Raw genomic sequence first — 19,668 nt, 5'->3', positions numbered from 1 at the left:
CTGCCGTGAACCTGCTTGCGTCCGGGCGCGTCCTCCGCAATCTGCAATGACGTAGTATTTCGGAGCATAACTAATGCAGGACCTTTCGCCCCGCGCCGCGGACCTTTTTGCCCAAAGACTTTACGAGGCCGGATGCCGCCATGCCTTTGGTATGCCCGGTGGCGAGATTCTGACGTTGGTGGATGCGCTGGAACAGGCGGGGATCACCTTTCACCTGACCAAGCACGAAAACGCCGCCGGTTTCATGGCCGAAGCCGTGCATCACCGCGACGGTGCACCTGCCATTCTGGTGGCGACGCTTGGCCCCGGCGCGATGAACGGGATCAACGTGGTCGCCAACGCCTTGCAAGACCGGGTGCCGATGATCGTGCTGACCGGTTGCGTCGATGCGAATGAAGCGCTGACTTATACCCATCAGGTTATGGATCACGCACAGGTCTATCGCTCGATCACCAAAGGAACCTTTAAACTGACGGCACAGGGCGCGGATATCGTGGCAGACAAGGCCGTATCGCTGGCCAACCAGTCGCGCCCCGGGCCGGTGCATATCGACGTTCCGATCTCGGTTGCGGATATGCGTGTGTCCGGCGTCAAGAAGCGGCGACTTGTCAGGGCTGCAGCCGTCGCGCCAGAGGGCAATTGCCTTGAAAAAGCGCGCCGTTGGGTGGCTGACGCGGAACGTCCCATTGCGATTGTGGGGCTGGACGTGCTGTATGACGGGTCGCGCAATATCGTGCAGGCGTTTCTGGAACATTTTGGCATCCCCTTTGTCACGACTTACAAAGCCAAGGGAGTTGTGGCTGAAGATCACCCCCTGTGCCTTGGCGGGGCCGGATTGTCACCGCTGGCCGACAAACACCTTTTGCCGCTGGTCGAACAAGCCGATCTAGTCTTGTGCCTTGGCTACGACCCTATTGAGATGCGCCCAGGCTGGCGCGAGGTCTGGGACCCCGAAGAAAAGCGCGTTATCGACATCTCGGCTGTGATCAATGACCACTATATGCATCAGGCCAGCCTGAATATGGTCGCCGATACGGGTGCTACGTTGGAGGCCATGGCAAAGGGCAACCCTGCCCGCGATACGTGGCCGGGCGGTGAACCCGCACAGGTCAAAGCCGCGCTGGCTCAGGCGTTCCCGACCGACGAGGAATGGGGTCCCGCCGCCGTCATCGCCGAAACCCGTGCAACCCTGCCTGCCGAAACGCTGGCTACGGCCGACAGCGGCGCGCATCGTATCTTGCTGAGTCAGATGTGGGATTGTTCCGAGGAACGCGGACTGATCCAGTCCTCGGCGCTGTGTACCATGGGCTGCGCCGTGCCAATGGCGATTGGTCTGAAACTGGCCGAACCAAACCGCCCGGTTATCAGTTTTTCGGGCGACGCCGGGTTCCTGATGGTCGCCGGAGAGCTGTCGACCGCCGCCGAAATGGGCGGAAACCCGATCTTTCTGGTCTTTGTCGATGCAAGCCTCGCGTTGATCGAGCTGAAACAACGTCAGCGCCAGATGGGCAACAGAGGTGTCGATTTCGACCGCCATGACTTTGCCGCCATGGGCCGGGCGTTTGGCGGCAACGGTCACACCGTTCGAAACCGCGAGGAACTGCGCAATGCCCTGAATGAGGCGTTGAAGGCCAACTCTTTCACCGTGATTGCCGCCGAAATTGATCGTGGAGGCTATGATGGCCGGATCTGAAGGACCGCTGAAGGGCGTCAAAGTCCTGGACCTCAGTCGCATTTTGGCCGGACCGACCTGCACGCAGTTGCTGGGCGATCTGGGGGCCAGCGTGATCAAGATCGAAAACCCCACGACCGGCGGGGATGACACCCGCCAATGGGGCCCTCCTTACGTCGAAGACGCGCAAGGCAACCGGTCCGATCTAAGCGCTTATTTCATGTCGGCCAACCGCAACAAGAAATCCGTGGCTATCGACATCACCACGACCGAGGGGCAATCTGAAATCAAACGGTTGGCCTCGCATGCGGACATTCTGATCGAGAACTTCAAACCCGGCGGATTGGCGAAATACGGTCTGGACTACGCCACGTTGTCGCAAGACTTTCCCAGCCTAGTCTATTGCTCGATATCGGGTTACGGCCAGACCGGGCCAAATGCGTCTAAGCCGGGTTATGACCTGATGGCGCAGGGGTACGGTGGGATCATGTCGCTGACAGGCGAACCCGATGGCGCGCCGATGAAGGTGGGCGTGGGCATCGCCGATGTTATGTGCGGAATGTACGCAAGTGTCGGCATTCTGGCCGCCCTGCGCCACCGCGATCAGACCGGCGAAGGCCAGCAGATTGATCTGGCGCTGGTGGATGCGCAGATTGCCTGGTTGATCAACGAAGGGGTGAACTACCTGACCTCGGGAAACGTGCCCCAAAGGCGCGGCAACGGACACCCAAATATCGTGCCCTATGACGTCTATGAAACCGCCGATGGCCACGTCATTCTGGCCGTTGGCAATGACAGTCAGTTCCGACGCTTCTGTGAATGCATCGAGCACCCCGATCTGGCTGATGACCCCCGTTTCGCCACCAACCCCGCCCGGCTGGAAAATCGTGACGCATTAAACGCCGTGCTGCGTCCGGTGGTGAAGACCCACGCGTCTGAGACCATGATTGCGCATCTCGAGGCCCGCAAAGTTCCGGTTGGCCCGGCACAGACTTTGGATCAGGTTTTTGCAACCGATCAGGTCGAAGCCCGCCAGATGCAGATCGCGATGCAGGCCGAACCGGGCGACGTTCAACTGATCGGGAATCCGCTGAAACTGTCGCGCACACCTGTAACATATCGGGCTGCCCCGCCCGTCTTTGGGGCCGATACGCAGGCCGTTTTACGCGCTAAAAACCCCTTTGACGATTGAAACACTGTGCCCGTTTCGGCGGCATGTTGCTGAAACATGCCCTTGAATCGGCAGTTTTTTTCAATTTTTGTCCACACGGCATTTCACCAATTCGAGAGCAGGGCCGATACTGATACGACCCGCCCACAGTCTCTGATACATCAAGTGCTGTAGATATTCTCGATTGGATCGGAACATGAACATGAAGCAAGACGTTTTCGGACAGATGAACACCCTCAGCCACCCGGCAAGTGCCGAGGCGTGGGATGGTGTTCTGCTTGGGTTCATGGCCCATGCCGCCGTTACGCCACAGCATCTTGGCAAGGTTCTTGAGCTTGAGCCCGATTTTGCCCTGGGTCACGCGATCAAAGGCTTGTTCATGGTCCTGCTGGGCCGCCGCGAGATGATGCCGGTCGCCGTCGAAGCAATGGCAGCCGCCAACAGCGCCATGGAACGTCAGCCGGTCTCGGCCCGTGAACGGCTCTATGTCGAAGCGCTGGGTCTGTATCTGGCCGACCTGCCCACGCAAGCCATCCAAAAGTTCGAAGAGATTCTGCGGGATCACCCACAAGACTCGCTGGCCATGAAACTCAGCCACGCGACAAGATTCGTACTTGGCGACTCGGAAGGGATGCGCCGGTCGATCGAGCGCGTTCTTCCCGCTTATGAACCCGATCATGCCGGCCGCGGTTACCTGCTGGGTTGTCATTCCTTTGCATTGGAAGAGACCGGTGCCTACGAAAAGGCCGAAATCGCCGGACGGCAGGCGCTGTGGATGGTCTCGGACGATGCCTGGGGTCTGCACGCCGTTGCACACGTGCATGAGATGACAGGCAACGCGCAGCTGGGCCTTGATTGGCTCGCGGGTCGCGAAGAGGCTTGGACCCACTGCAACAACTTTCGCTATCACGTCTGGTGGCACAAGGCGCTGATGCATCTGGATCTGGGTCAGGTCGATCAGGTGATGGAGCTGTATGACAACTACATCCGTCAGGACAAAACCGACGACTACCGCGATATCTCGAACGCCACGTCCCTGCTATCACGACTTGAGCTTGAGGGCGTCAATGTGGGCAACCGCTGGGAAGAACTGGCGGATCTCAGTGCGGCACGGACCGAAGATGGTTGCCTGATTTTTGCCGATCTTCACTATCTTCTGGCCCTGACCGGCGACAATCGCCCAGAGGCGACCAGCAAGATGTTGCAGCGTATTCAGAAAGATGCGCAGCGCAATCAGGGGGACACCCCGATCCGCATGTCCGATCCGGGCATTGCGGCCGCAAAAGGACTTGAGGCCTTTGGCGAAGGCCTTTACGGCGACGCCTTCGACTTTTTATCAAACGCTCGAGCAGGTATGCAACTGGCAGGTGGAAGCCACGCCCAACGTGATGTATTCGAGCGCATCACAATTGATTCCGGCCTGCGCGCCGGCCGCCTGGATGCTGTCGAGCGCATTCTGGATGACCGTCGCGCCAAAAGAGCCGGGGGCGAAGACAATTACGCTCTTGCGCGCCGCACATTGATCGATGCGGCACGCGACAACGGAGACGCACAAAGCGTCCCGGCTGAATAACAAAAACTAAGACCAAGAAGGACAGAATACGTATGGCGACAGTTTCGCCCGCTTCTGATTTTGCGCCAGTGGCTGCCTCTGCGGCGGCGCCTGCCCGCACGCGCGACCCGCGCCTGGATTTCTATCGCGGTATCGCGATGTTCATCATCCTGATCGCCCATATCCCAAACGATCCATGGGCAAAGTGGATTCCCGCGCGGTTTGGATTCTCGGACGCGACCGAGATTTTCGTGTTCTGCTCGGGCATGGCGTCGGCGATTGCCTTTGGCGGAGCGTTCCTGCGCAAGGGTTGGTGGATGGGCACCGCCCGCGTCTCGTTCCGTATCTGGCAGGTCTACTGGGCGCATATCTGTCTGTTCTTCTTTGTCGCCATGTCAATGGCGGCGCTGGATCAATCGGGGCTGTTTGAAAAGACCTACGTGTCGTCTTTGAATTTGCAGCACTTCTTCAACGATCCTGCGCCTCAGATCGTGGGTTTGTTTACGCTGACCTATGTTCCGAACTATTTCGACATCCTGCCGATGTACTTGGTGGTTCTGGCGATGATGCCCATGTTTATGGGCCTCTACCGGATCGGGTTTTGGGCGGTCGCCGCAGCATCTGTCGCGATTTGGCTGGTCGCGCAGACCGACGTTCTGGACCTACCGGCCGAGCCGTGGTCTGAGCGGCAGTGGTTCTTCAATCCTTTTGGTTGGCAGCTGCTGTTTTTCACCGGCTTTGCATTCATGCGCGGCTGGATACCGGCCCCCCCGGTATCGAAAACCTTGATCTGGGCGGCAGCACTGTTCCTGATCTTCTCGATGCCTTTTGGTTCGTGGAAGGTGTTCACATGGATCAACGCAGTGGCCCCAGATCTGGCTGACGAAATCCGCAAGGTCTGGCCGGTCACAAAAGAGTTCCGCGACAAAACCGATTTTGGCCTGTTCCGCTATCTACATTTCCTGTCACTCGCCTATCTGGGCTGGGTTGTCGCCGGGGAACATGGACATCGCCTGATTGCAACCGGTCAGGGTACCGCGGCCAAGGTCTGGCAGTTCCTGCTGACCGTCATCACCAAAGTTGGTCAGCAATCATTGGCAGTGTTCGTATTTTCGATGGCTGCAGCACGACTTATCGGCGTCGGTCTGGACCTGAGTGGGCGGGATGTTGCCAGTGTTTTCGTCGCCAACATGATTGGCTTTGCGATGATCATCGGCGTGGCATACATGGCCGCTTGGTTTAAGTCACAACCTTGGAAGTCTAAGAAATGAATTTTACACGTCGCGCATTTCTGGTCTCAACGTCGGCGCTTGCATTTGCGCCCGCGACCTTCGCCACCGGCGGCGAGGTCCCATTTGACCGCAATGTCGTCATTGAGATGGCCCGCGATCTGGCCAGCCGACCTTATGCGGAACGCGAAATGGTGCCGCAGGAATGGCAGGATCTGACATACCAGCAATACCGATCGATCCGGTTCCGGCTGGACCGCGCGCTTTGGTATGAAACGGAAACGCCCTTCAACGTCGATTTCTTCACACCGGGCCTGTACTTCCCGCGCACTGTTAAAGTTGAAACCGTTGAAAATGGAATGGCTACTCCGGTCGCGTTTGATCTTGAGATGTTCGACAAATCCGAGGACGTCCCGAAACTGCCAATCGACGACACTCTGGGCTTCTCCGGCCTGCGTCTGCGCACCGAAATGCACCGCCCCGGCCAGACCGATGAGTTCTGCGTCTGGCAAGGAGCCAGCTATTTCCGCGCTATTGGCCTGCATGAGGTCTATGGCCTCTCCGCCCGTGGTCTGGCCCTGAAAACCGGCGACCCGGATGGAGAGGAATTCCCCGAATTCATCCGGTTTTGGCTGGAACGCCCAAAACCCGGCCAGCGCGATATGGTCGTCCACGCGCTGATGGACAGCCCCAGCGTGACTGGTGCGTATCGGTTCAATGTCACCGCCGGTGCGGATTGCGTCATGGATATCGAAGCCAAACTATTCCCACGCGAAGAGCTGACGCATGTGGGTATCGCCCCCGGCACGTCGATGTTCCTGTTCGATCAGACCAACCACAGCCGGTTTGACGACTTTCGCCCTGCCGTACACGACAGCGATGGTCTGTTGGTGCGCAACGGTGCTGGAGAGGTTCTGTGGCGGCCATTGGCGAACCCGACCCGCCTGCAGATTTCGTCGTTCGTCGACACCAACCCGCGCGGCTTTGGCCTGTTGCAGCGCAAGCGTGAGTTCTCGGATTACGCGGATCTTGAGGCAAATTATCACAAACGCCCCAGCCTGTGGGTCGAACCCGGTGCGGATTGGGGCAAAGGTGCGGTCACGCTGGTTGAAATTCCGGCGGATCAGGAAATCTACGATAACATCGTTGCCTACTGGCGCCCTGCCGAACCCTATACGGCTGGCAGCCAGGTCGACCTGTCCTATCGCCTGATCTGGGGGGATGAGCCCCAGCGCACACCGATGGCGCGCGTGATCAACACCGCGATGGGCGACAACACGTTTGGTGAAGGGCGTCTGGCCGTCATCGATTTTGAAGAAAGCGAGCTGTTCAACGACCCAGAGGCGATGACCATTTTCGTAGACTCGCCGCATGCCGAAACATCCGAAGGTGTGCTGCAACGCAACCCCGACACAGGCGGTTTGCGGCTGGCGTTTTCGTTCGAGCCCGGCGACCGCGACCATGTCGAATTGCGCGCGCAGTTGCTGAAAGACAAACAGCCAGCCTCTGAGGTCTGGCTATACCGTTGGACCTCATGACCAGAGATCTTCATATCATGCCGCCCGAGACGCCTCTGGCCATGCCCGCGCAGGATTTCAGCGCAGGGTTTCGGGATGCACAGGTTCCTGATGCCAAACGTCCCTCGGCCGGGTTCTGGCGTGCGCTGGCGTTTTCGCCCGCAATGGCGGCGACGCTGGGACTGTTATGGGTGATGACGGACTGGTTCGACGCCGAAGGCATCAACCTGATCGAGGCCATCCTTCTGACACTGATTTCATTCAACTTCTTCTGGATCTCCTTCACGGTCTGCACTGTGTTGCTGGGCATGGTCTCCCTGTCCCGGCAGGAGCGTCCCGTACGTCAGGGTCGCGCCCAGCCTTTGCGTGTCGCCCTTTTGATGCCGGTCTATAACGAGGTTCCCTGGAACGTGCTGGGCAATGCCCGGACCATGCTTGAAGATTTGCAGGCGCGCGGTGGGCAGCATCACTATGCCATGTTCATCCTCTCGGACACGCGCGACCCCGAGATCGCCGCACAGGAGCAAGCCAGTGTCGAGGCCTTGCGTACCACCCTCGCCCCCGGGCTGGAACTGTATTACCGCCGTCGCGAACAAAACACCGACCGCAAGGTTGGCAACATCGCCGACTGGGTCAGCCGCTGGGGTGCCGAGTGGGATGCGATGCTGGTTTTGGATGCCGACAGTCTGATGACCGGTCGCGCCATCGCCCGATTGACCGATGCGTTGGCGCGCGATCCGGGCGCAGGATTGATCCAAAGCTACCCTCAGCTGATCGGCGCGCAATCGGTCTTTGCGCGAATGCAGCAATTCGCCAATGGCGTTTATGGCATCGCCTTCGCCGAGGGGCTCGCGCGCTGGTGCGGTCAGGAAGGCAACTATTGGGGCCATAACGCCATTATCCGTACCAAGGCCTTCGCAAATTGCGCGGGGCTGCCAAAGCTTCGAGCCCTGAATGGTCAGGAAAAACTGATCATGAGCCATGACTTCGTCGAGGCCGGTCTGTTGCGTCGGGCCGGTTGGGGCGTGCGGTTCCTGCCCCGCATTCGCGGGTCTTATGAAGAAACACCGCCGACACTGATTGATCACGCCCTGCGCGATCGGCGCTGGTGTCAGGGCAATTTGCAGCACCTGAAGCTGTTGGGCTCAGCCGGATTTCAATCGGTTTCACGGTTCCACATGTTCCACGGCGCAGTCGGATATCTGATGTCGCCGCTTTGGTTTGCGCTGCTGGTGATGTGGGCTTTGATCGGTCAGGGTGAGGATGCCTCTGTCCTGCATTATTTCAGCCCAGACAATCCACTGTTCCCGCAATGGCCCGAGATGACGGAAACCCGCCATGTGCTGATCATTCTGGTCATGTATGCGATGCTGCTTGCGCCAAAGGTCTTGGGTGTTCTGGCCCTGCCACTCAGCGGAGTGCGCTATGCCGAATTCGGTGGCGGGCGCAAATTCCTGACCTCATTCCTGGCCGAGGTTGTTCTGTCGATCCTCTACGCCCCTATTCTGATGGTGCAACAGATGATCGCCGTCATTCGCACCACCTTTGGTATCCAAAAGGGCTGGTCCCCGCAGGCGCGGGATGGCGGCAGCTATGGTCTGCGCACGCTGATCCTCTGCCACACGGTCGAAACGATCAGCGGCGTGGCCCTTAGCGTGGGCATCCTGTCCGGTCTTGTATCAGTCTGGTTGGCCCCGATTGCGATCAGCCTTGCCTTTGCGATTCCTTTGTCCGCGCTCAGTGGCGTATCGGCCGGAGCAGCCCGCCGTATGGTTGGCATGAAAGAGGACTATAACGAGCCCGCCATCACACGCTCGGCCCGTCGCTACAGGGATGAGCTGAAGAAGGTGATCGAGGGTAAGGGCGTGATGACTCCGGCCGAGTGATCACCCACCCGGCAGACCTTCGTACCAATCAACCATCATGTTGGCCCAGCCGTTGGGCACCATGTGACCGCCGGGAAACAGCGCAAATTCCAGCGCGCTGCCGTCGTCACACCCGCTCCAATATCGGCGCATGAAAGAGCCGGTGGTCGAGAACCCGCTGGGCTTGGTATCGACACATCCATTTGCAACGCGCCAAATCTCAAGTCCGGCAAAGATATCGCCCTGATGAAATCGGCCACCGCCCAACAAGCGCCCTTCCAGCGGCACCACGTTGTCCGTCCAGCCATGAGTGTGGAACATCCGAACCGGGCCATCGCAAGATTCAGGATCAGGGCGCCAGAACCCACCTGAAACGGGCACATAGGCCGAGAACGTATCGGGCGCGGCGCAGGCAAGGTAGTAGACCATGAACGCGCCCGCCGAGAACCCGCCCAGAACGACCCGGTCCGTATCCACGCCAAACCGATCCGCGGCATCCTCAACCGCCTCGGTCAAAAAGGCGGTTTCATCGCGTCCTTCCCAACCCGGAAAGAAGTTCCAGCTTTGTCGCCCGTTGCGCTCCGACCCTTCTGGCGCCATTACAGCGTAGCCGCGCTCCAGCAGAGGTTCCACCATGCCTCGGTTTTTCAACGTACCGGTGGCGGTGCCACCATAGCCGTGTAGAAACACCACCAGCGGAGGGTTCTCATCTTCGGGCAGTTCGATGTGATATCCACCCGAGGTGGTCTCGCACATACCCTCCTGATCGGCACAGGCGGCCAGCCCCGACTGCCCGACCAGCGCCAAACCCGTTGCCAGTGTTAATTCCCGGATCATACTGCACTCCTGTCGTAGTCGCGAACCGGCAATCCGGCGCGCACCCATCCCGGCCCGGCGGCCGACCCCAACATGCCTTCGGGCACATCAATAATATTCGTAAATCCTGCCTCGGTCAGCCGGTTGCCCAACCGCGCCGAGCGCACACCCCGCGCACAGATCAATGCAATTGCCGCGCCCTTGTCACCTTTGACGAGCTGCGTCAGAGCGGGAATGAAATCATCACGGCGCATGTCCAAAGATTGGGCGCCCTCTCCGATCCCGGTGGACTGCCACTCTTTCGGGGTTCGAATGTCCAGCAACAATACGTCTCCGGCCTCGGCCTGCGTATGTGCATCCTGCACGCTAAGTTGCCGTCCCGCATAGTCAGGCGGAATAAGCCGGTATTCGCGTATCGCAAATCCCCCCGCCGCTGCGGCACCGCCTCCGATCAATATCCACCTGCGGGATCGGTTTATGTTTCGGGCCACGTCGCACCCTCCTGACCTGACACCAGGTTTCTATCACAGCGCAGAATTGGAATCCGCGCCGAATTTATCCTGGCAGTTCAAGTTCACGTCATTTTTGCAGGCAAAAGCCGCAGCCTCGCTGTGTTGGCGCGCGGCAAATGAGTTGTATTAGCTGGACAGTAAGAAAATTATCCTTACAAAATCAGTACTACTTGACCGCCCAGAACGGAGTATCGCACTTGTCCCTATTCCTCATTGCGGCCCTTCCTTTTCTCGGCGCTGTTTTTCCAGCTCTTCTGATCAGGGCAGGACGAAATGCAGCTGCTTCTGCTGCTGGGTTGACCACATTTCTGGCGCTGATGGGTCTATTGATCCACATCCCGTCTGTGATGCGAGGCGATGTTGTGACCGCCCGGTTCGAGTGGATACCAGCCCTTGGATTGAACGCAAATTTCATGCTGGATGGCTTGGGATTTTTGTTTGCCTTGCTGATACTAGGTATCGGGTTGCTTATCATCCTCTACGCACGATTTTACCTGTCGCGCGAGGACCCGATGGGGCAGTTCTACACCTATCTTCTGCTGTTTCAGGGCGCGATGGTCGGGATTGTTCTGTCCGACAACATACTGCTTTTGCTTATCTTTTGGGAACTCACGTCGCTTAGCTCCTTCCTGTTGATCGGATATTGGAAACACCTGCCCGAAGGACGTCAAGGTGCGCGGATGGCGCTTGCAGTGACCGGCTCTGGCGGGTTGGCGATGATCGCCGGGATGCTGATCCTGGGCAATATCGTCGGGTCTTATGACCTAAGCGTAATTTTGCAGAACAAAGAGCTGATCCAGGCGTCACCCTATTACCTGCCCGCGTTGATCCTGATCCTGCTAGGTTGCTTTACCAAGTCGGCGCAATTCCCATTCCATTTCTGGCTGCCCCACGCCATGGCGGCCCCGACACCGGTTTCTGCCTACCTGCACTCGGCCACCATGGTGAAGGCCGGGTTGTTCCTGATGGCCCGGATGTGGCCCGTTTTGGCCGGCACCGACGCTTGGTTCTACATTGTTGCCACAACTGGACTTATCACCATGCTGATGGGCGCGGTGATCGCTCTGTTCAAGGATGACCTCAAGGCCCTTCTGGCGTTTTCGACCGTGTCGCATCTGGGGTTGGTCACCATGTTGCTGGGCTTTGGCACAAAGATCGCCGCCGTAGCCGCGATATTTCACATCATCAACCACGCCACGTTCAAGGCTGCGCTGTTCATGACCGCAGGGATCGTGGATCACGAAACCGGTACGCGGGATATCAAGCGGCTGGGTGGGTTACGCCACCTGATGCCGATCACCTTTACAATTGGCACAATCGCTGCACTGTCGATGGCGGGCATACCGCCCCTGAACGGGTTTCTGTCCAAGGAAATGATGCTGGAAGAGACCGTTCACACCACATGGCTGCACTCTTATTATCTTGTACCGGGTCTGGCATTGTTGGCGGCGCTGTTTTCAGCGGCCTATTCCTTCCGGTTTGTCAGCCACGTGTTCCTAGGTCCGGAGCGGCATGATTACCCGGCCCATCCACATGATCCGCCAGTTGGTCTATGGCTGGCGCCTGCGTTCCTTGTCGTGCTGGTGGTTCTGATCGGATTGAACTCTGCTGCCATCGTGGGGCCCCTGGTCGCCGTTGTGTCCAGCGCGGTCATTGGCGGTGAGAAGCTGCCGTATTATTCGCTGAAATTGTGGCACGGCTTTACGCCTGCCCTCTATATGTCCGTGGTCGCGACACTGGGCGGTCTGTTCCTGCTTAGCTTGCATCGGCATGAAGAGAAAATCTGGAATGCCCTGCCACGCCCCGAGGCCAAGGTGATCTTTGACACCGCGATCGGCGTGCTGACAAGACTCAGTCGGTTGATCACCGATACTTTGCACAACGGCGTCCTCAGCCGTTACGCGATCATTATGATCGGCTTCACCCTCGCGCTGGGTTATTATGCCTATACAACCGGCACGATTGGCCCCGAAACGCGGGAGGCGCTGCCCATTCAGATTATTCCGCTTATCGGATGGATCTGCCTTGTGGGTGCAACGCTGGCAATTATGTGGTTCCACCGCAATCGCCTGTTGTCGCTGGTGCTGATTGGTGTTGTCGGCCTGATCGTTTCGATGGCCTTCAACTATCTGTCCGCCCCGGATCTGGCGCTGACGCAGATCTCGGTCGAAGTGGTCACAATGATCCTGCTGCTGCTGTCGCTGAACTTCCTGCCCACGGATACACCCTGGGACAGCAGCGCCGCGCGCCGCTGGCGCGACGCTGCAATCTCAGTCGTGGCTGGCATTGGTTCGGGCGCGCTGATCTATGCGCTGCTGCTGCGGGATTTTTCCTTTCCGACGATTTCCGAATTCCATCTGGCGAATTCGTACAAAGGTGGTGGCGGCACCAATGTGGTCAACGTCATCCTCGTGGACTTCAGGGGCTTTGATACCTTTGGCGAAATCATCGTTCTGGGTATTGCCGCGCTTATCATCTTTGCGCTGACCGAGGCTGTTTTGGGCACCAATGTCCGCAGCTATCTGCTGAACCGGAAACCGCATTGGCCACAGTCGGGGGACTCGCATCCGTTGATGATGGTGGTCGTGACCCGGATGATGATGCCCATCGCGCTGATGGTCGGGGCCTATATCTTTTTCCGCGGCCACAATCAGCCGGGCGGAGGCTTCATCGCGGGCCTTGTCGTCGCAATCGCCTTCCTGATGCAATACATGGCCAGCGGCTATACCTGGGCCATTGAACGCCAAAGGTTCTACTACCATGGCTCCATCGGCTGGGGCGTGCTGATTGCCGCCGCTACGGGTCTGGGTGCGTGGTTTAACGATCGTCCGTTCCTGACCAGCGATTTTGGCTATATTCACTGGCCACCGCTGGAAGAGTTCGAATGGGCCACCGCCATCCTGTTCGACACCGGCGTCTTCCTGGCTGTACTTGGGGCCGTAATGCTGGCGCTAGACAGCCTGTCCCGATTTGCGTGGCAACCGGGTATGGCGCAAGAATTCCCGATGGATATCAACCCATTGCGGGACAATCCGCCGCAAGAAGAAGAAAACAAGGAGCAGGCCTGATGGAAGCGCTCGTAGCCTCTGCCGTTGGCGTCATGACTGCTGCCGGGATATTCCTGATCCTGCGCCGCCGGACCTTCCCTGTCATTCTGGGCCTGTCTCTGCTGACTTACGCGGTGAACGTGTTCTTGTTCGCAACGGGCCGGTTGGCTTTGGACGCGCCTGCCGTTTTGAACAAATACAAAGAGGTACCCTATACCGATCCTCTGCCGCAGGCTTTGGTGCTGACGGCCATCGTGATCTCGTTCGGGATGACCGCCGTAATCGTAATGATCGCGCTCAGCGCCTATTTGTCCTCGAAGGATGACCATATCGACATGAACGCCCATGACAGCGTTGACGCGCCGGGAGAAGACGCATGAACCATTGGATCGTTGCGCCAATCGTCCTGCCCGCGATTCTGGCCCCGTTCATTATCATGGTCCTGCGCTTTCACTTGGACCTGCAACGCATCTTTTCGGTCGCTGGTGTGGTGGCCCTGTTGGGGATTGCCCTGACCGTCACCGCACAGGCGGCAGGCGGCGATATTCAGGTTTATGAACTGGGCAACTGGCCCGCGCCCTTTGGCATCGTTCTGGTGCTGGACCGGCTATCGGCCATGATGGTGCTGCTGACGGCGCTGCTGGCTTTGCCGATCGTTCTTTATGCGATCGCGTCCGGTTGGGACGACAGGGGCAAACACTTCCATGCCCTATTCCACTTTCAGTTGATGGGCGTCTGCGGCGCATTTCTGACCGGCGATGCCTTTAACCTATTCGTTTTCTTCGAAGTTCTGCTGATCGCGTCCTATGGCCTGATGACGCATGGGGGCGGTGCAGTACGGCTGAAGGCTGGGGTGCAATATGTGGCCTATAACCTGCTTGGTTCGACCCTGTTCCTGTTTGCTTTAGGCACGCTTTATGCTGTCACCGGAACGTTGAACATGGCCGACTTGGCCGTGCGGGTGGCCGAATTGCCAGCGGATGACACCGCCCTGCTGCGGGTTGGTGCAGTTTTGCTGCTGTTGGTGTTCTGTATCAAGGCCGCTGTCTTGCCGCTGCATTTCTGGCTACCCGCGAGCTATGCCAGCGCGCCCATGCCAGTAGCCGCCCTGTTTGCGATCATGACCAAGGTTGGCGCCTACTCGATTCTGCGGATGTACACACTGGGCTTCGGCCCAGAGGTCGAGGCTACGCAGGGGCTTGTTGGTGCTTGGTTACAACCCGCCGCTTTGGTGACGCTGGCCGTTGGTGCCATCGGCATTCTGGGCACACAGCATATCGCGCGTATGGTGGCGTTCTGTGCCATCACATCGATGGGAACTTTGCTGATCGCGATCTCGCTGTTCACTGAGACGGCGACGGCAGCAGCGTTGTACTATGTCTATCACTCAACCCTGGCGACCGCGCTTATGTTCCTGGTCGCCGATCTGGTGATGGAGCGTCGGGGCGGCGCGATTGCCCCAACGGCTCCGATGCCGCAAACGGGTCTGATCTCGGCTCTGTTCTTCGTGGGGGCCATTGCGCTGGCGGGTATGCCACCGCTGTCGGGCTTTATCGGCAAACTGCTGGTTCTGGATGCCGCGCGCGACGCCCCGGATGCAAACGCTATCTGGGCCGTAATCCTAATCGGTTCCTTCGTCACAATCGTGGGTTTTGCCCGGGCAGGCTCATTGATCTTCTGGAAAAGCCATGATGCCCAGCACAACACCGAAATGAATCCGGAGAACGAAGAAGAAGCCCAGCCCGTACCTGCGCCCGAGCCGAACCCCGCCCTGACCTTCACGGCCGTGTTCGCAATGGCAATAGGCCTTGTTCTACTGACGGTGTTTGCCGGGCCTGCGCTGGAGTATACCAACAAGACGGCGGAACAATTGTTCACACCCGAAAACTACATCGCAGCCGTATTGGGAGGCGACGCATGATCAGACTTCTGCACCGGATTTTTCCGCACCCGCACCTGACATTCCTGCTGACCATCGTTTGGGTCCTGCTGGCCAACAACATGACCCTGAATTCGCTGGTCTTTGGCCTGATCCTGGGGATTATCATCCCCTTTATCACCCAACCATACTGGCCTGATCGCCCAAAGCTGCGCAACTGGCCTATGGTTGTTGAATACATCCTGGTCGTACTGTGGGACATCGTGGTCGCCAACGTCACTGTCGCCCGGATTATCCTGTTCAAACGCGACGCAGATCGTCAGCCGGCCTGGATCTGTGTCCCGCTGGAATTGCGCACCCCCGAGGCGATCACGGTGCTGGCAGGTACAATCACCATGACACCCGGCACCGTCAGCAGCGATCTGTCTGCGCAGGGGCATAACCTGCTCGTGCATTGTCTGGATGCACCCGACCCTGACGCCGTGCGAGATCAGATCAAAAGCCGCTATGAGCGTCGCCTGAAGGAGATTTTCGAATGATCGACATTGCAATCGCCTTTGCATTCGCCTGCTTCGGCGCGGCCATTATGATGTGCCTTTGGCGGATCATCACCGCAGACGGCGTCGGCACCCGCGTTCTTGCGCTGGATACGATGGTCATCAACACGATCGCTCTGTTGATCCTATATGGTCTGACTCTGGGAACAGAAGTGTTCTTCGAATCTGCCATGATCATTGCCATGCTGGGCTTTGTCTCAACGGTTGCCTACGCGCGCTTCATGCTGCGTGGCAATATCATTGAGTGAGGGTGGTATGAGTTTCATCATAGAACTTCTGATCGCCTTCTTCCTGGTCGTCTCGGGCATATTCGGCTTTGTCGGCTCATACGGGATGATCAAGCTGAAAGACCCGATGTCCCGCCTGCACGCACCCACCAAGGCGACGACCCTGGGTGTGGGTGGCGTGTTGCTGGCATCGATCTGCCACTCGGTTCTGATCGAACAGCACCTGTCGCTACACGAACTTCTGATCACATTGTTCCTGTTCCTGACCGCGCCGATCACAGCCCTGTTCATTGCCAAATGGCACATTCACCGCCATGAAAAGCCCAGCGATCTGCCAGATGCGGGCGAGGATGAACTTTGGGCTACGCACGCTGTTGAGCAGGTCGAAGACGTCCCTGATCACAGCAAGTCCTGAGTTTGATGCACCACCCACCGCTGCCCCTAACCCGCGATCTGGTTTTAATCGGCGGCGGTCACACTCATGCATTGTTGCTGCGCAAGTGGGGCATGAACCCCCTGGCTGGCGCACGGGTGACGGTGATCAACCCCGGTCCCACGGCGCCATATTCGGGGATGCTGCCGGGCTTTGTCGCCGGGCACTACGCACGTCAAGACCTGAACATAGATCTGGTCAGACTAGCCCGCTTTGCCGGCGCGCGGATCATTGTGGGCGCGGTTTCCGGCATCGACCCAGAACGGCGCGAGGTTCATGTGCCAGACCGTTCTCCGGTGGCGTTTGACGTGGCTTCAGTCAATGTCGGAATTACATCGGACATGCCCGCCGTGCCGGGTTTTGCCCAGCATGCGGTTCCGGCCAAACCGTTGGGCCCGTTTGCTGCCAGATGGGTAGAATATCTGGAAAGATCAGGTGAAGCCTCGGTCGCTGTGATCGGCGGCGGGGTGGCCGGTGCCGAGCTTATCATGGCTATGGCCTTTGCCTTGCGCACCAAGGGGCGCACCGCGCACCTGACCCTGATTGACAGCGCACATGCCCTGACGGCGACTCATCCCAAATCCGCGCAGACCATTCGCAAGGCAATGGCTGATCTGGGTATCGAAGTGGTCGAACAGGCATCTGTTTCGCACATCGCCAAGGATCACGTCGCACTGCAGGATGGCCGTCAAATCGCGGCCAGCTTTGTAACTGGTGCGGCCGGTGCAAAACCCTATGACTGGATCACGAATACAGGGCTGGATCTTCAGGACGGCTTCATCCGCGTCGACGGGCACCTGCAGTCCAGCGATACTGCGATTTTTGCTGCGGGCGACTGCGCACATCTGAGCGAAAATCCCCGCCCCAAAGCAGGTGTCTATGCAGTCCGCGAGGCCCCCGTTTTGTTCCAAAACCTAAGGGCCGCCTTGGGGTCAGGTGCCATGCGGCGGTATGAGCCGCAAAAGGATTACCTCAAGCTCATATCACTAGGCGGCAAGTCTGCATTGGGAGAACGGCTGGGGACCTCGTTCAGCGGGTCGTTGATGTGGAAATGGAAAAACCACATCGATCAAAGTTTTATGGACAAGTTTCGCAATCTGCCGCAGATGAAGCCTCCGGCCTTACCCCGCCATCACGCGGCTGGTTTAACCGAAGCCTTGGGCGACAAACCCATGTGCGGGGGCTGTGGTGCCAAGGTCGGACGCGGTGCGCTGCATACTGCGCTTGCCGATCTGCCCTCCCCTGTTCGTGCGGATGTGACTCCGCTGCCCGGCGATGATGCCGCCCTGTTGCAGACCGGGGGTGCTCGGCAGGTCATGACCTCGGACCATTTGCGCAGCTTCGTGGACGATCCCGCATTGATGACGCGCATTGCAGCGGTTCACGCGCTCGGGGATATCTGGGCTATGGGAGCCCGCCCACAAGCCGCCACGGCAACGATCATCCTGCCCCGCATGTCGCCAACCCTTCAGCATCGCACCATGGCCGAGATCATGGCAACGGCCAGCGACGTCATCCGTAACGCTGGGGCCGAGATTGTCGGCGGGCACAGCTCGATGGGTGACGAGATGACGATCGGGTTCACCCTGACTGGCCTGTGCGACGCCGACCCGATCACACTGTCCGGCGCGGCACCTGGTGATTCTTTGATCCTGACCAAACCATTGGGCAGCGGCGTTCTGATGGCCGCAGAGATGGCGGGCGCGGCAAAGGGTGAATGGGTTGCGGCCGCTCTTGCACATATGGTGCAACCACAAGGCAGGGCTTCGGAAGTACTGGTAGATGCACATGCGATGACCGATGTAACGGGATTTGGTCTGGCCGGGCACCTGCTGGGCATGACCGAGGCCGCGGGTTGCGGTGCCACCCTGGATCTAGAGGCAGTTCCGGTTATGGACGGCGCGCAAGAACTGGCCGCGCAGGGCATCCGGTCAACCTTGTTCAAAGACAATCGTGCGATTACGCCCGAACTACCGACGGGCGGCAAAGCTGACCTGCTGTATGATCCTCAGACGGCCGGAGGCTTACTGGCCGCGGTACCAGCAGATCAAGAACAGATGATCAGCGAAACTTTGCGCGAAGCGGGATATCCTGCCGTAATCATTGGGCACATGACCGATGCGCCGGGGCTTCGCGTTCAAAGCTGACCCAGAATGGCTTCGATCTGCGCTGCTGTTGCAGACAAGCCAGCATCATCCAGCGCTGACGCATGGATATTTGCGATAACGTCTGACCTGCGCACACGGCTGGACTTACTATATGCAGGATCATAATGCTGTTCGATCAACGCCTGAGTCAGTGCGCGTTTGTCACCAGCGTCAATCATGTCCAGCCAACCGTCCACCACGTCATGCCCGCGGTGAAACCGCAGCGGGGAAAGGCGGTCACGGAGGCGGTCAGAGTCCGACAGAACGTCATCATAGGCGGATACCAAGTAGTCCGAACGCGCCGGAACGGACGCTGTGATCTGGATTCGCGGGGCTTGGCGCAAAGCCGCCCAAAGCGTCGGCGGCAGGATCAGAGACCCGATTTTGGACGACTCCGCTTCAACTACCACGGGGCGCAACATGTCCAGACGGCACAGCGCAGACGACAGGGCAGACTCGAACCCCTTTTGGCTGGGTTGGCCGCCGAGCATTTCACCCAGCAAGGATCCGCGATGGTTAGCCAACCCTTCCAGATCCAGAACCTGAACGCCACGTACGGCAAGATGCGCCAACAATTCGGTCTTGGCCGTGCCAGTATAGCCGTCCAACGCGATCAAACGATGCGGCAGCGGGTCATCATAAAGATACCGCTTCACCAAGCGGCGATAGCTGCGATAGCCACCCTCGACCACTTCGGCTCGCCAGCCAATCTGTTGCAGCATCCAGGTGAATGACCCTGATCTTTGCCCGCCACGCCAGCAATAAACCAGCGGCCGCCACCCGCCTTCGTGATGAGACAGGCTGTTCTCGATGTGATTGGCCGCATTCCGAAACACCAGCGCGGCCCCCAGTTTGCGCGCCAAAAATGGGCTTTCCTGAACATAGATCGTGCCGACACGGGCGCGTTCCTCGTTGTCGAGAACAGGCAGGCTGATGGCGCCGGGAAGGTGGTCTTCGTCAAATTCCGCCGGGCTGCGCACGTCGATTACCGTGTCGAATTCATGCGCGTAAAGATCGGGCAAACTGTCGAATTTTAGAACCATG

General features: G+C 58.7%; 16 protein-coding genes. 13 read left to right on the top strand and 3 right to left on the bottom strand.

Annotated features, from left to right (window positions below; translation table 11 throughout):
* Window positions 1–73 precede the first annotated feature (73 nt).
* The 6 genes from AC2FFP_RS17070 (at window position 74) to mdoH (ending at window position 9,027) form a co-directional block, all read left to right on the top strand.
* Window positions 74–1,693, top strand: a complete 1,620-nt coding sequence (locus AC2FFP_RS17070) for a thiamine pyrophosphate-binding protein (protein ID WP_496844791.1) — start codon at window positions 74–76, stop codon at window positions 1,691–1,693.
* On the top strand, window positions 1,680–2,864 hold the full coding sequence (locus AC2FFP_RS17065; RefSeq protein ID WP_496768330.1) for a CaiB/BaiF CoA transferase family protein: 1,185 nt from the start codon (window positions 1,680–1,682) through the stop codon (window positions 2,862–2,864). The genes AC2FFP_RS17070 and AC2FFP_RS17065 overlap by 14 nt, the downstream gene beginning before the upstream one ends.
* Window positions 2,865–3,045: 181 nt before the next feature.
* Window positions 3,046–4,416 (top strand): tetratricopeptide repeat protein, encoded by a 1,371-nt coding sequence (locus AC2FFP_RS17060; RefSeq protein ID WP_496726118.1) that lies wholly within the window; start codon window positions 3,046–3,048, stop codon window positions 4,414–4,416.
* A 32-nt stretch (window positions 4,417–4,448) separates the two neighbouring features.
* A complete protein-coding gene (locus AC2FFP_RS17055; protein WP_496768327.1) occupies window positions 4,449–5,666 on the top strand; it encodes an OpgC family protein in 1,218 nt (405 codons plus the stop codon).
* Entirely contained in the window at window positions 5,663–7,162 is a 1,500-nt protein-coding gene (locus AC2FFP_RS17050; protein WP_496844789.1) for an OpgD/OpgG family glucan biosynthesis protein, read from the top strand. The genes AC2FFP_RS17055 and AC2FFP_RS17050 overlap by 4 nt, the downstream gene beginning before the upstream one ends.
* Complete coding sequence (mdoH, locus tag AC2FFP_RS17045) at window positions 7,159–9,027, top strand: glucans biosynthesis glucosyltransferase MdoH (RefSeq protein WP_282169204.1); 1,869 nt, start codon at window positions 7,159–7,161, stop codon at window positions 9,025–9,027. The genes AC2FFP_RS17050 and mdoH overlap by 4 nt, the downstream gene beginning before the upstream one ends.
* Here the strand turns inward: mdoH and AC2FFP_RS17040 are convergent, their stop codons facing one another.
* Window positions 9,028–9,843, bottom strand: coding sequence for a CE1 family esterase (locus AC2FFP_RS17040; RefSeq protein ID WP_496844787.1), 816 nt, complete (start codon window positions 9,841–9,843; stop codon window positions 9,028–9,030). It abuts the gene before it with no gap.
* Window positions 9,840–10,313 carry a rhodanese-like domain-containing protein gene (locus tag AC2FFP_RS17035; RefSeq protein WP_496768318.1) on the bottom strand — a complete coding sequence of 158 codons (474 nt, stop codon included), beginning with the start codon at window positions 10,311–10,313 and terminating at the stop codon, window positions 9,840–9,842. Before AC2FFP_RS17035 ends, AC2FFP_RS17040 begins: the two co-directional genes overlap by 4 nt.
* Before the next feature lie 218 nt (window positions 10,314–10,531).
* Between AC2FFP_RS17035 and AC2FFP_RS17030 the strand changes: the two genes are divergently transcribed.
* The 7 genes from AC2FFP_RS17030 to selD are packed head-to-tail and all read left to right on the top strand — an operon-like array spanning window position 10,532 to window position 18,624.
* Window positions 10,532–13,402: a monovalent cation/H+ antiporter subunit A gene (locus AC2FFP_RS17030; protein WP_496881267.1), complete on the top strand. Its 2,871-nt coding sequence runs from the start codon at window positions 10,532–10,534 to the stop codon at window positions 13,400–13,402.
* Window positions 13,402–13,761 carry a Na+/H+ antiporter subunit C gene (locus AC2FFP_RS17025; RefSeq protein WP_108860216.1) on the top strand — a complete coding sequence of 120 codons (360 nt, stop codon included), beginning with the start codon at window positions 13,402–13,404 and terminating at the stop codon, window positions 13,759–13,761. Before AC2FFP_RS17030 ends, AC2FFP_RS17025 begins: the two co-directional genes overlap by 1 nt.
* Window positions 13,758–15,302 (top strand): monovalent cation/H+ antiporter subunit D, encoded by a 1,545-nt coding sequence (locus AC2FFP_RS17020; protein WP_496768315.1) that lies wholly within the window; start codon window positions 13,758–13,760, stop codon window positions 15,300–15,302. The genes AC2FFP_RS17025 and AC2FFP_RS17020 overlap by 4 nt, the downstream gene beginning before the upstream one ends.
* Window positions 15,299–15,799 carry a Na+/H+ antiporter subunit E gene (locus AC2FFP_RS17015; protein WP_496768313.1) on the top strand — a complete coding sequence of 167 codons (501 nt, stop codon included), beginning with the start codon at window positions 15,299–15,301 and terminating at the stop codon, window positions 15,797–15,799. The genes AC2FFP_RS17020 and AC2FFP_RS17015 overlap by 4 nt, the downstream gene beginning before the upstream one ends.
* Entirely contained in the window at window positions 15,796–16,065 is a 270-nt protein-coding gene (locus AC2FFP_RS17010) for a K+/H+ antiporter subunit F (protein ID WP_058274196.1), read from the top strand. The genes AC2FFP_RS17015 and AC2FFP_RS17010 overlap by 4 nt, the downstream gene beginning before the upstream one ends.
* Window positions 16,066–16,072: 7 nt before the next feature.
* Window positions 16,073–16,459: a Na+/H+ antiporter subunit G gene (locus AC2FFP_RS17005; RefSeq protein WP_282119930.1), complete on the top strand. Its 387-nt coding sequence runs from the start codon at window positions 16,073–16,075 to the stop codon at window positions 16,457–16,459.
* Window positions 16,460–16,464: 5 nt separating this feature from the next.
* Entirely contained in the window at window positions 16,465–18,624 is a 2,160-nt protein-coding gene (selD, locus tag AC2FFP_RS17000) for a selenide, water dikinase SelD (protein WP_496881266.1), read from the top strand.
* On the opposite strand, the gene mnmH is transcribed toward selD, so the two are convergent.
* A complete protein-coding gene (gene mnmH, locus AC2FFP_RS16995; RefSeq protein ID WP_496881265.1) occupies window positions 18,615–19,667 on the bottom strand; it encodes a tRNA 2-selenouridine(34) synthase MnmH in 1,053 nt (350 codons plus the stop codon). The two genes, selD and mnmH, sit on opposite strands and share 10 nt — an antisense overlap.
* Between the last annotated feature and the right edge of the window lies 1 nt (window position 19,668).

This window comes from Ruegeria sp. YTSC004 (genome assembly GCF_059609805.1).
Note: the sequence above shows the minus strand (reverse complement) of the source record. Positions and strands in the feature narration are given on the sequence as shown.